This is a genomic window from Nonomuraea sp. NPDC049152, assembly GCF_040648355.1.
In the GTDB taxonomy this organism is placed as follows: Bacteria; Actinomycetota; Actinomycetes; order Streptosporangiales; family Streptosporangiaceae; genus Nonomuraea.
Map to the genome: position 1 here is coordinate 222,441 of NZ_JBEZDO010000007.1, position 12,833 is coordinate 235,273.

Genomic DNA, 12,833 nt, shown 5'->3' on the forward strand with positions numbered 1-12,833 from the left:
GCCTACTTCGGGGGGTGATCAAAGGTGGGCAAGTAGCACACTATCCGGACAGTTGTAAGAGATCCACCGCTTGCCGTACTCCATCTTCCACTCGCAGTCGGGCCGCCAGTCGAGGGTTCGGTACGGCACGCAGCAACCTGGCCGCCAGCGCCTTGGCCGTGAGGCGCCTGACCGGCAGCGGCGCGGGGCCCGCCCGGAGCGCGGCGACGCGCGCGCCCCAGAAGTGCTGGTCGGCGAAGAACGGGCAGACGATGTTCGGCACGCCCGCCGTGAGGCCGGTGGCCGTGGTGCCCGCCCCTCCGTGATGGACGACGGCGGACACGAGCGGGAAGAGCGCGGCATGGTCGACCTCCTCGACCGGCAGGACCGTCGCCGAACGCTCCACGTCCAGCCCCTGGACCACGGCCCGCACGCCCGCCAGCCTGAGCGCCTGGAGCACCCGGGTGGCCAGGCCCTTGGGCGGGCTCATGCTGCCGAACCCGACGAACACCGGCCGCGACCCCTCGTGCACGAAGGCCGCGACCTCCTCCGGCAGCGGTCCGGGCGGCAGTCGCCAGTAACCGGTGAGGTGGACCCTGGCGGGCCAGTCCCTCGGCCTCGGCACCACCAGCGGGCTCACCGCGCAGAGCACGGGCACCTCACGCTCGCCGCGTGCGGGCCCGAGCCCGAGCACCGAGCGCCGCAACCTGTCGATCATCCTGCCCAGGACGAGCGAGCTCAGTTTCTCGATCACCGCGTAGCTGGCCCTGTTGCCCCATCCGCCGAGGGTGCGCACAGGGACGAGCGGGTTGGGGAAGGCGGCCGTGGGATGGCTCGGCTGGAAGTGCATGAGCCGATACGGCATGCCGTACCGCTCCGAGAGGTGCGCGCCCATGCCGCCGAGCGCGGGCGCGAGGACGAGGTCGGCGTCGCGAGCGGCGGCGTCGACCTCGACGACCAGCTTCTCCGCGAGCGGCTCGACGACCCGTTTGAAGCCGGAGACGAAGCCGAGAGGGCCGCTGCGCAGCCACGCCTGGCCCTCGTCCGAGTCGAGAACGGCGACGGGATCCACGCTGAGCGGCGCGAGCGTGAGCCCGTCCATCAGCGGCGCGTAGCGCGCGGCCGCGACGACCGTGACGTCGTGGCCGCGTGCCCGCACCTCGTGGCCGAGCGCGACGCACGGCTGGGTGTCGCCCCTCGACCCGAACGCCAGGATCGCGACCCTCACCGCAGCGCCACCACGCTCACCGCGGCGCCCACCAGGACCAGCGCCGCCGCCACCAGCAACCCCGCCGAGTACCCCGAGGCGAACGTCCCCCCGCTCCGCACGATCACCCCGATCGCCGCGATCCCGAACAGTCCCGAGATCTCCCTGCCGACGGTGAAGACGCCTCCCGCGACCCCCGCCCGAGCCTCGGGGACCGCACCCAGGACGGCCGACCCGAGCGGCATCGTCAGCGCGGACCCGATCCCGATCGCGCTCACGGCGGGCAGCAGCTCGCCCCACCCGTCGCCGGGTCCGAGGAACGCGACCGACCCCATCCCCGCGGCCACGAGCACCAGTCCGGCCGCGACGGTCCTGCCCGCCCCCATCCGCCGCTCGACCAGCGGAACCAGCGGCGTCACCGCCACCACCAGGACGGCGAGCGGCACGAACGCCACCCCTGAGGCGGTCGGCGAGAAGCCCAGCACTCCCTGCAGGAAGATCGCGGTGTAGAAGAAGACGCCGTTCACGCCGAGGCCCCACAGCACCTGCGCCACCACACCGCCGGTGAAGGAGCGCGCCGTGAACAGCACCAGGTCCACCATCGGCTCGGCCGCCCGCCGTTCGACCACGACGAACGTCACGGCCCCGACCGCGCACGCCACCGCCGCCGCGACGATCACCGGCGACGTCCAGCCGTAATCGGAGCCGTGGATCAGCGCGAACGTGCCGGCCGACAGCACCACCGCGGAGGTCGCCACGCCCGGCAGGTCCACCCGCGCCGCGCCCTGCTCCCTGCCCTCGGGCACGACCGCGAGCGCCAGCGCGACCACCGCCGCCCCGATGGGCACGTTGATCAGGAACACCCACGTCCAGTGCGCGTGCTGGCTCAGGTAGCCGCCGACCACCGGCCCGAGCGCCAGCGCGCCGGCTCCCGACGCCATCCACACCGCCACGCCCGTCGACCGCTGCCGCTCGTCCCTTCCCGCGAGTACGGCGAGCGTCGCGGGCAGGATCAGCGCCGCGCCCGCTCCCTGGACGAGCCTCGCGATGACCAGCGACTGGATCGTGGTCGCCAGGCCGGCGGCCAGCGATGCTCCCGTGAACGTCACCAGGCCCGCCACGAGCGCCTTCCTGCGCCCGTACACGTCGGCGAGGCGGCCGCCCGCGAGCATGAGCCCCGCGAAGGTCATGATGTAGCCGGTCGCCACCCACTCCAGCGAGGCGAGCCCGGCGCCGAGGTCCGCCCTGATGGTGGGGAGCGCGACGGTGACGACCGTGTTGTCCAGCGTCGTCACGAACCCGGCGAGGGCCACGACCAGGAAGAGCGGCCATGCCCTGGCGCTCCTGCCGCCGTGGAGGGCGAGCTGCGTCATCCGTCCACCTCCTGCCAGCTCCAGCCGGGGCCTTCGGGACTCGCCTTGACGACCCTGGTACGCGGTTTGACCTTCACCCAGGTCAGCCGGGGTTCGGGCGGCTCGTGGGCGGTCTCGTCCTGTTCCTTCGCCGGCTCGGGACGGGGCCTCCGCGGAGCGGTGGTGCCGGGGTACGGGTTGAGTCCCCGCTTGCGCCGCACGCTCTTCCCGTTGACCGGCTCGACGGGGAAGGGCGGCGGGATGGGGTCGGTGTCCGTCCCGAAGAGGAGGCCGCGGTCGAGCACGGGGCCCGGGTCGGTGTCGAGGGGGCGGGCGGTGACCGGCGCGGGGCCGGTCGGGGGCAGGACGGCGGGCGCGGGCCGGCGCTCGTCCTCATCGGCCCACTGCCAGCCCGGCCCGTCGAGGTTCGGCCTGACGACCCGCCGGGTGCCCACCGCCGCCACCCGCTCCTCAGGCGCGACAGCGGGGACGGGGGTGGGAGCGGGAGTGGGAGCGGGAGCGGGAGTGGGAGCGGGAGTGGGAGCGGGAGCGGAGGCCGGGAGGGCGACGGCGGGTCGCGGCCCCGACATCGCGGGCGGCGTGGGCGGCGTGGGCGCGGACAGGGGCGCGGGCCGGGCGGCAGGCGCTGGAACGGGGGCACGAGGAGCAGGGGCGGGATCGCCGGCGACGTGCTCGCGGAGCTCGATCCGGCGGTGGAGGCCGCGTAACGGGCCGGGCAGCCACCAGTTCGCCGCTCCCATCAGCCGCATCGTCGCGGGCACCAGCAGCGCCCGCACCAGCGTGGCGTCCACCACGATCGCCACGAACATCCCCACGCCGAGCAGCTTCACGATCGTGATCCCGGCCGTCGAGAACGCCCCGATGACCACCAGCAGCAGCAGCGCGGCGCTGGTGATGATCCCGCCGGTCTTCTGCAGCCCGACCGCGACAGCGGCCGTGTTGTCGCCCGTCCGCAGCCACTCGGCCCGCACCCTGGACAGCAGGAACAGCTCGTAGTCCATCGACAGCCCGAACACCACCGCGAGGATCAGCACCGTGACCGTCGCCTCGATGGTGCCCGTGGGCGTGAACCCGAGGAGGGAGGCCAGGTTCCCGTACTGGAAGGCCCACACGATCACCCCGAAGGAGGCGCCGATCGACAGGACGTTCATCAGCAGCGCCTTCAGCGGCAGCAGCAGCGACCCGAACGCCGCGAACAGCAGGACGAAGGTGGCCCCGCACACCACGAGCGCCATCCACGGCAGGGTCGCGGTGAGGCTGGCGATCAGGTCCATCTGCGCTGCCGTGGGCCCGCCGACGACCACCGACCTGACGTTGGGCTCGGGCGTCATCGCTCTGATGAGCGTGACCAGCGACCGCGCGGAGGACGACATCGGGTCGCCCTCGTAGCGGACGGCCAGCCGTACGGCGCCGTTGGTCTCCGAGAAGCCGGTGACGTCGACGCCCGTGACGCCCGGAAGGCGGCGCAGGCGGTCGGTGAAGGGTTTGACGTCCGTGGGCAGCACAGGGGTGAGGGGGCTGACGACCGTGTGGCCCTGGCCGAGCGGTCCTGGCAGCAGCGGATCGGCCTCCTGGAAGTCGCGTTCGACCAGCACATGCACGTCGATGGCGGCCATGGAGTTCTTGGCGAAGGAGGTGTCGATCGCCTCAGCGACCTGGCGGCTCTCGACCCGCGTGGGCAGCACCCTGTGGTCGACGTTGCCGAACTTCACGTCGACGAACGGCAGCGCGAGCGAGATCAGCACCGCGGTGACCCCGACGAGGTACAGCAGCGGTGTGCGCATCACGCTGGAGGCGACGGCGTGCCACGCGCCGCCGTTCCGCGGCCCGCCGAAGGACGGGGTGAGGCGCAGCGCGTCCACCCGCGGCCCGAGGATCCCGAGGACGGCGGGCAGCACGACGAGCGCGGCCACCATCGCGACGAGCACGACGGCGGCGGCGCCGAGCCCGATCGAGCGCAGGAACATCTGCGGGAACAGCAGCAGCCCGAGCAGCGCGGTCGCCACCGTCAGCCCCGAGAAGGCCACGGTCCTTCCCGCGGTGGCCATGGTCGCCACCACGGCCGCCTCGGTGGACACCCCTCGCCTGATCTCCTCGCGGAACGCGCTGAGCACGAACAGGGAGTAGTCGATCGCCAGGCCGAGCCCGAGCATGGTGACGACGTTCAGCGAGAAGACCGACACGTCGGTGACCTCGGTCAGCAGCCGCAGCAGCACCAGCGCCCCGAGCACCGCCAGCAGTCCGACCAGCAGCGGCAGGCCTGCGGCGACCAGGCTGCCGAAGACCAGCACGAGCAGCACGAGCAGGACCGGCATGGAGATCGCCTCGGCCCTGGCCAGGTCCGCGCCCGTCTGCGTGTTGAGGTCGGCGAGCAGCGGCACGGCGCCACCGATCTTGACGGAGAGCCCTTCGACGGTTCGCAGCCGCTGCTCGATGGCGGCGTAGGCCCGCTGCTTGTCGCCCTTGAGCGTGATCAGCGCGTAGCTGGAGCGCGAGTCCCGCGAGATCATCTTGGCCGAGTGGGTGGTCCAGTACGTCGCCATCCGCCGCACGTGGGTGGACGACAGGCGGCGCAGCGAGTCGTGGACGGCCTTCTTGTACCTCTGGTCGCGGGCCGAGACCGTGGGATGGGTGTAGAGCACCACCACGTCGGGCGAGTTCCCGCTGTACCAGTCGTCGTTCCAGGTCGCCGAGGTGGTCGACTCGGCCGCGGGGTTCTCGAATCCGCCGTCGGCCATCCGCCCGAACAGCTCCAGGCCGAAGGGCGCGACGAGCACCGCGACGGCCACGCTCAGGACGAGGAGCGTCCAGCGGCCGCGGTGGACGAACCGGCCCAGCGACTCAAACAAGCACGCCCTCCAGATAGGCCTGCCGGCAGGCCCGCCGGGCGATCTTCCCGCTGGACGTGCGCGGCACCGCCCCCGCCGCCACCAGCACGACCTCCGCCGCCACCTCGTGGTCGCGCGAGATCGCGGCACGGACCTCGCTGATCACGCTCTCCTCGTCGCGGGACAGCCGTGACCGCTCCGCCACGACGACGAGCCGCTCGGTCTCCGCGCCCGCCACGGCGAACGCGGCCACGTGCCCCTTGCGCACCCCGTCGGAGGCCTCCTGCGCGGTCGCCTCGATGTCCTGCGGATAGTGGTTGCGCCCGTCCACGATCACCAGGTCCTTGATCCGCCCGGTGATGTAGAGCTCGCCCTCGTGGATCACGCCGAGGTCGCCCGTGCGCAGCCATCCGTCGGCGAAGACCTCCGCGGTGCGCGAGGGGTCGCGCCAGTAGGCTCGGGCCACGTTCGGCCCTTTCACCCGGATCTCCCCCACGTGCCCGTCGCCTGGGGAGTCGACGCGCACCCGCTGCCCGGTGGGCCGCCCGCAGGAGACGAGCGTGCTGGCGAACCCCTCGCCGCCGTACGGCACGGCCCGCCCCTCCGCCAAAGCGCTCCTGTCGAAGTCGGTGACCAGGGGCGGCGCGTCGATCGAGCCCGCCGCGACGAAGACCGTCGCCTCGGCGAGGCCGTAGCCGGGGGTGTGCGCCTCGGGGCGCAGGCCGTACGGGCCGAAGACCGAGGCGAAGCGGGAGATGGTCGACGGCCGTACGGGCTCGGCCCCGTTGAGCATGACCCGCACCCCCGACAGGTCGAGCCCTTCGAGGTCGGCGGGGTCGGCGGCTCTGGCGGCCGTGTACTCGAAGGCGAAGTTCGGCCCGCCGGTGTAGACGTCGTCGTGCCCGGACAGCAGCCGCAGCCACCGCGTCGGCTTCATGACGAACGCCACGGGGTCCATGAACACCGCCCGGTTCCCGCCGACGATCGGGCAGGCGATGATCGCGATCAGCCCCATGTCGTGGAAGAGCGGCAGCCACAGCGCGGCGACCGACGTGCGCGGCCTGGCGTCGAAGGCCTCCCACAGCTGGGCCGCGTTGGCGCCGAAGTTGCCGTGCGAGATCTCCACCCCGGCGGGCGTCCTGGTCGAGCCCGAGGTGTACTGCAGGTAGGCGAGGTCGCCGGGGCCGATCGGCTCGTCCTCCCATTCCTCGGCGAGCAGGTCGGAGACGGTGTCCACGGCGATGACGGCCTTGGCGGGCGGGAGGTTCGCCATGGCGGCGCTGGTCGTCAGCACGACCACGGGATCGGCGTCGGCGTAGGCGAGGGCGAGCCGTTCGGCGTGGCCCGGCAGCTCTGGCGAGAACAGCGGCACCGCCACCACGCGGGCGTACATCGCGCCGAGCATCGCCACCACGTACTCCAGGCTCTGCGGCGCGAGGATGGCCGCCCTGTCGCCTGGCGCGCAGACCTCGCGCAGCCGTACGGCCAGCGCTCGCGCCTTGAGGTCGGCCTGACGCCACGTCAGCGTGTGCTCGCGCCCGTCCCCCAGGTAGTCGACGAAGGTGTAGGCGGGCGCGTCGGGGATCTCCCGCGCCCATCGCGCGACCCGGCCGATCAGAACGTCCATGCCGAAAGTCCCCTCGCCGCTGACAGGGACCTAGCAAATTACGGCAGAAAGGCGTGCGATTCTTGCCAAACGCCTGCACATTCCGCTTCCGGTCTTGTTACCGGTGTGACAACCAGCGGCCGCGTCAGGCGATGATGAGGCGCACGACCACGCCCGAGCAGTCGCTCGCCACGCAGACCTGCACGGGGACGGCGTACATGCCCGGTTTGGTCGGCACCCCGCCCACGTGCCCGTCGGGGCCGATCGTGACGCCCGGCGGAAGCTGGCGCGGGTCGATGACGGTGAAGGTGGGCAGCACTCCTCCGGGGGCGCCGTCGATCCCGATCTCGCCGTCGAGCAGCACGCCGATCCTGCCGGGGAAGGTGAGCTGGTTGGGCGACCACGAGACCCTCTTGTGGACGATGACCGTGATCGGCTCTCGCGTGCAGGCCTCGCCCTTGCACATCGTGACCGTGGCGTTGTAGACCCCTGACCGCTTCGGCGTGCCGTACAGGAAGCCGAGCTCGGAGACCCCGACGCCGGGGGCGACCTCGCCGCGCTCGAAGTAGTACACGTTGTCGGTCGTCAGCAGCCGCTCGTCGACCTCGACCCCCTCGGTGAGGTGGAAGACGTTCTCGACGAGCAGGTTCGGGTGAGTGTGGTCCTGGATCACGGGGGTGTCGCGAACCATGGAGACGGGCTGCGTGCCCATGGAGGGAAGCAGCGGTATGACCGCGCACACGGCCGTGATGGCCGCGAGGGCTAGCCACTTCAGCTGCATGACGGTTTACCTACCCTTTCGCAGCTCAGCGTCACACTCGGCGCACGCGGACATAATCAGGGCATGGCTGAATCCGCCCAGACGCTTGAACGCGGGCTCCATCTGCTCAGGCTGCTCGCCGACGGCCACGGTGGGCGCACGCCGACCGAGCTCGCGGCCCAGCTCTCGCTGAGCCGCCCCGTGGTCTACCGGTTGCTGACCTCGCTGCAGAACGAGGGATTCGTCCGCCGCGACGGCGAGGGAAGAGCGCACCTCGGGTACGGCGTGCTGGTGCTGGCCCAGGCCGTGCAGCCCCTGCTGAGGGCGGCGGCGCTGCCGACGCTGCGCAGGCTGGCCGAGCAGGTCGGCGCGACCGCGCACCTCACCGTGGCCGAGGGCGACGACGGACTGGCCGTGGCCGTGGTCGAGCCCTCGTGGACGAACATGCACGTCGCCTACAGGGAGGGCGCCCGGCATCCGCTCAGCAGGGGCGCGGCGGGGCAGGCGATCCTGGCGATGCGTGCGGGCGACTCCGGTTATCTCGTCACGGAGGGGCAGTTGCAGGAGGGGGCGCGTGGCGTCGCCGCGCCTGTCACGGGGCTGCCGTGGCTGGAGGCGTCGGTGGGCGTCGTGACGTTCGGGCCGCTGAGCGAGGAGGTCGGCCCCCGGGTGGTCGAGGCCGCCCAGGAGCTCGCCGTCGCGCTCGGTTGACATCCCGCCCCTGATAAAGGACCGTAAATACGGATAGAGGACACAATTGTCCGATAAACGGACGGAGTTGCGATGCCGTACTACCGCCAGGTGGGCGAGGTCCCGCGCAAGCGCCACGTGCAGTTCAAGCGCCCTGACGGCGGGCTGTACGCGGAGGAACTGATGGGCGAGGAGGGTTTCTCCTCCGACTCGTCCCTGCTGTATCACCGTTACCTGCCGACCGCGATCATCAAGGCCGAGGCGGCCGAGTCGCCGCTTCCCTCGATCACCTCGCCGAACCTGCCGCTCTCCCCGCGCCACTTCCGAACCCAGGACCTGACGAGCGCGGGCGACCTGGTCAACGGGCGGATCCTGTTGTCGGCCAACAACGACGTCCGATTGTCGTACGCCACGACCGATCGGCCCAGCGAGCTCTACCGCAACTCCAAGGGCGACGAGTGCGTCTACATCCAGCGCGGCAACGTCCGCTTCGAGTCGACGTACGGCGCCATCGAGGCCGGCGAAGGCGACTACGTGGTGATCCCCACCGGCACGATCCACCGCTGGGTGCCGTCGGGCCAGGTCAACGCGCTGGTCATCGAGGCCTCCGGGCACATCAGGCCGCCGAAGCGCTACCTGTCGCAGTACGGCCAGTTCCTCGAGCACGCCCCCTACTGCGAGCGTGACCTCAGGACGCCGCAGGAGCCGCTGATCGAGGAGGGCGAGGAGGTCCCCGTCCTGGTGCGCACGCGCGGCGGGCTCACCAGGCTGACCTACCGCAACCACCCCTTCGACGTCGTCGGATGGGACGGCTACCTCTATCCCTACGCCTTCAACATCGAGGACTTCGAGCCCGTGGTGAAGAAGACGCACGCGCCGCCGCCGGTTCACCAGACCTTCGAGGGGCCGGGCTTCGTGGTCTGCTCGTTCATGCCGCGCCCGCTCGACTTCCACCCCGAGGCGGTGCCGATCCCCTACAACCACCACAACGTCGACTCCGACGAGTTCATGTTCTACGTGGGCGGCGACTACTCCGCGAGGGCGGGCTCGGGCATCGACGTCGGCTCGATCTCCCTGCATCCCGCGGGCTTCACCCACGGCCCGCAGCCGGGCGCGGTCGAGGCGGTGATCGCCTCGGGCGCCACCCACACCAGCGAGATGGCCGTCATGGTCGACACCTTCCGCCCGCTCGACCTCGGCGACGGCGCGCTGGCCTGCGAGGACCCCGGCTACGCATGGACCTGGGCCCGATGAGCGCCTACGAGTGCGGCACCCCGCCGCTGAAGACGACGCTCTTCTCCGCGCTGGTCGACGACGCGGGACTGTTCCCTCCGACCTCCATGCACATGGACGAGGCGCTGGCCCGCCACCAGCGCGACCTGGACGCGGGCCACCCCGTGCTGACACACCGCTTCCTGTGCCCGACCAGCCGCCTCGACGGCCTGCGCAGGCAGGCGCAGCAGCCGCGGCTGATCGGGCTGATCGTCGACACCGAGACCCTTCCCGACTTCTCCGACCTGGCAGTGGACTTCGTCGAGAGCCGTGAGATACGGCCGGTACCGGAGAACGTCAGGCTGTTCGTCGAGGTCCACCCCAGGAAGATCGTCCACGTGCCGCACGGGGTGGGGCTCAAGGTGCGCTGCGGCGGCATGACCGCCGACGCCTTCCCCTCGGTCGCCGAGCTCGCCGAGTTCATCACCTACTGCGCCGAGCACGACCAGCCGTTCAAGGCCACCGCGGGTCTCCACCACGCCGTGCGCCACTTCGACCCCTCGCTCGGCGTCGACAGGCACGGCTTCCTCAACCTCGTCCTCGCCGTCTGCGCGGCCGTCGAGAAGCGCGACCCCATGCGGGTGCTCGCCTCCACCGACGTGGGCGAGCTCGCACGGCAGGCGCGGGAGGTACCCGATGAGACCGCCGAGCGGGCCAGGAGGCTCCTGGTCAGCTACGGCTCGTGCAGCACGGCCGCGCCCATCGACGACCTGAAGACCCTCGGATTGGATGCTTGATGAGCTGGGGACTCGACAACCTGCCCTACGGGGTCTTCTCGCGGGCGGGCCAGGCCCCCCGCGTCGGCGTGCGATACGGCGACGCCGTCCTCGACCTGGCCGCCGCCCTGCACGACGAGGTGTTCGCCACCGGCTCGCTGAACGCCTTCATGGCCCGCGGCCACCGGGCGTGGCGTGACACCCGCGCGCTGATCGTCAACAAGCTGTCGACCGACAGATCGCTCGTCCAGCCCCACCTGGTCCCGCTCGACCAGGTGACGCTCCATCTGCCCTTCGAGGTGGCCGACTACGTCGACTTCTACTGCTCGATCGAGCACGCGTCGAACCTGGGCAGGATGTTCCGCCCCGACGAGGAGCCGCTGAAGCCGAACTGGCGGCACCTGCCCGTCGGCTACCACGGCCGCGCGGGCACCGTCGTCGTGTCGGGCACCCCTGTCACGCGCCCCAAGGGGCAGCTCGGGGCCGGCAGGTTCGGGCCGACCGCGAAGCTGGACATCGAGGCCGAGCTGGGCTTCGTCGTGGGCTCGCCCGACGGTGGCTCCTTCGAGGAGCGGGTCTTCGGGGTGACGCTGGTCAACGACTGGAGCGCGCGCGACATCCAGGCGTGGGAGTACGTGCCCCTCGGCCCCTTCCTGGGCAAGTCGTTCGCGACCTCGATCTCGCCGTGGGTGACCCCGCTGGAGGCGCTGCCCAGGATCGAGGGGCGGGTGCAGGAGCCCGCGCCCCTGACGTACCTGTCGCGTGAGGGCGACTGGGGGCTCGACATCGTGCTGGAGGTCGAGCTGAACGGCGAGATCGTCTCGCGGCCGCCGTACCGGGACATGTACTGGACGCCCGACCAGATGCTGGCGCACATGACGGTGAACGGCGCGACGCTCAGGACGGGAGACCTGTTCGCCAGCGGCACAATCTCCGGCGAGAGCCCTGACACGCGTGGCTCGCTCATCGAGCTCACATGGAACGGGACGGAACCGCTCAAGCTGGGCGATGGACAGATCAGGACGTTCCTGGAGGACGGCGACACCGTCACGATTCGCGCCACGGCGGGAGACATCAGTTTGGGCGAAGTGTCAGGTATTGTCACTCAACGTGCTTGACCACTCACTCCTCGCTAAGCTCTGGGGGCTTCCCCCGGAGTGAAGGAGTGAGATGCGGCACGCCCTCCTGCTGCTCAGCGGCCTGTCACTGCTGGTCAGCGGCTGCACGTCGGTGACGGCGGAGGCGCCCGAGCCGGCCAGGCCGGTGATCGCCGCCTCACCCGCGTTCGACGACTTCGACGCCAGGCCCGACAAGGGCCTGGTCGTCAAGGCCCACGGCGGCAGGCTCGGCAACGTCTCGGTCTACGCGGGCACCACGGCCGTGCCCGGCACGCTCGACCCGACGGGCACGGTGTGGCGCTCGACCTGGACGCTCCCGCCCGGCGTCGAGCACGTCGTGACGGCCACCGCGGCGGGGCCCGCCGGTCCCGCCACGCTGGCCATGGGGCGCTTCCGCACCCGTCCGGCCGAGCGCACGTTCAAGGTGCTCTCGGTGTCGCCGCTGCCCGGCGAGACCGTCGGCGTCGGCACGCCGATCGTCGTCACCTTCGACACCCCCATCAGGAACAAGGCCGCCGTCGAGCGCGCCCTCGAGGTGCGCGCCGCCAAACCGGTCCAGGGAGCGTGGCGGTGGCTGAGCGACACCGAGGTCGTCTACCGCACCAAGCACTACTGGCCGGCCAGGCAGGAGATCGCGGTCACCGCCCATCTCGCGGGAGTCAGATCAGCCCCCGGCGTGTACGGCACCGCCGACCACGCGCTCGCCTTCACCGTCGGGCGCAAGCAGTCGAGCACCGTCGACACCGTCAGCCACCAGATGGTCGTGCGGCGCGACGGCAGGGTCGTGCAGCGGATGGCGATCAGCGCGGGCGTGGCCACCACCCGCGAGTACACCACGACCAGCGGCGTTCACCTGACCATGGACAAGGGCAACCCGGTCAGGATGGTCTCGCCGGGCAGGAAGAAGGGCGACCCAGGCTTCTACGACCTGCTGATCGACCACGCGGTGCGGATCTCCAACAGCGGTGAGTACGTCCACGCCAAGAACAACGTCTGGGCCCAGGGGCGGCTGAACGTCAGCCACGGGTGCGTCAACGCCCGGCCCGACCAGGCCGCGTGGTTCTACGAGACGTCGCTGCGCGGCGACCCTGTCACGATCATCGGGACCTCTCGCGAGCTGGAGTGGCACAACGGGTGGGGCTACTGGCAACTGCCCTGGGAGCGGTGGGTCATGGGCAGCGCCCTCTACGACCCTCGACCGTCCGGCGGCTGGGTCGCCACCGCGCCGCCGCGCGACCCCCTCCCCTGACCCGAGCCCCCTCGACCCTTCTCTCTGGACATGTC

10 protein-coding genes are annotated in these 12,833 nt (G+C 71.4%); 5 read left to right on the forward strand and 5 right to left on the reverse strand.

Going from position 1 to position 12,833, the window contains the following annotated elements; all coding sequences use genetic code 11:
- Positions 1–40: 40 nt before the first annotated feature.
- From AB0B45_RS16010 to AB0B45_RS16030, 5 genes are all read right to left on the reverse strand, one after another.
- The gene (locus AB0B45_RS16010; protein WP_358130835.1) at positions 41–1,207 is read right to left on the reverse strand and encodes a glycosyltransferase; all 1,167 of its coding nucleotides are present in this window, start codon (positions 1,205–1,207) and stop codon (positions 41–43) included.
- Positions 1,204–2,559 carry an MFS transporter gene (locus AB0B45_RS16015; RefSeq protein ID WP_358130838.1) on the reverse strand — a complete coding sequence of 452 codons (1,356 nt, stop codon included), beginning with the start codon at positions 2,557–2,559 and terminating at the stop codon, positions 1,204–1,206. Before AB0B45_RS16015 ends, AB0B45_RS16010 begins: the two co-directional genes overlap by 4 nt.
- A complete protein-coding gene (locus AB0B45_RS16020; protein ID WP_358130840.1) occupies positions 2,556–5,408 on the reverse strand; it encodes an MMPL family transporter in 2,853 nt (950 codons plus the stop codon). Before AB0B45_RS16020 ends, AB0B45_RS16015 begins: the two co-directional genes overlap by 4 nt.
- Positions 5,401–7,014, reverse strand: coding sequence for a fatty acyl-AMP ligase (locus AB0B45_RS16025; protein ID WP_358130843.1), 1,614 nt, complete (start codon positions 7,012–7,014; stop codon positions 5,401–5,403). The genes AB0B45_RS16020 and AB0B45_RS16025 overlap by 8 nt, the downstream gene beginning before the upstream one ends.
- Before the next feature lie 124 nt (positions 7,015–7,138).
- A complete protein-coding gene (locus tag AB0B45_RS16030; protein WP_358130845.1) occupies positions 7,139–7,774 on the reverse strand; it encodes a hypothetical protein in 636 nt (211 codons plus the stop codon).
- Between the two features lie 63 nt (positions 7,775–7,837).
- Here AB0B45_RS16030 and AB0B45_RS16035 point away from each other — a divergent pair, with 63 nt between their 5' ends.
- The 5 genes from AB0B45_RS16035 to AB0B45_RS16055 all read left to right on the forward strand — a co-directional run bounded on the left by AB0B45_RS16035 (position 7,838) and on the right by AB0B45_RS16055 (position 12,798).
- Positions 7,838–8,464, forward strand: coding sequence for a helix-turn-helix domain-containing protein (locus tag AB0B45_RS16035; RefSeq protein ID WP_358130847.1), 627 nt, complete (start codon positions 7,838–7,840; stop codon positions 8,462–8,464).
- A 72-nt stretch (positions 8,465–8,536) separates the two neighbouring features.
- Positions 8,537–9,697: a homogentisate 1,2-dioxygenase gene (locus AB0B45_RS16040; protein ID WP_358130850.1), complete on the forward strand. Its 1,161-nt coding sequence runs from the start codon at positions 8,537–8,539 to the stop codon at positions 9,695–9,697.
- Positions 9,694–10,452 (forward strand): hypothetical protein, encoded by a 759-nt coding sequence (locus tag AB0B45_RS16045; protein ID WP_358130853.1) that lies wholly within the window; start codon positions 9,694–9,696, stop codon positions 10,450–10,452. The genes AB0B45_RS16040 and AB0B45_RS16045 overlap by 4 nt, the downstream gene beginning before the upstream one ends.
- Positions 10,452–11,549, forward strand: a complete 1,098-nt coding sequence (gene fahA, locus AB0B45_RS16050) for a fumarylacetoacetase (protein ID WP_358130856.1) — start codon at positions 10,452–10,454, stop codon at positions 11,547–11,549. The genes AB0B45_RS16045 and fahA overlap by 1 nt, the downstream gene beginning before the upstream one ends.
- A 52-nt stretch (positions 11,550–11,601) precedes the next feature.
- Positions 11,602–12,798, forward strand: a complete 1,197-nt coding sequence (locus tag AB0B45_RS16055) for an Ig-like domain-containing protein (protein ID WP_358130859.1) — start codon at positions 11,602–11,604, stop codon at positions 12,796–12,798.
- Positions 12,799–12,833: the final 35 nt, after the last annotated feature.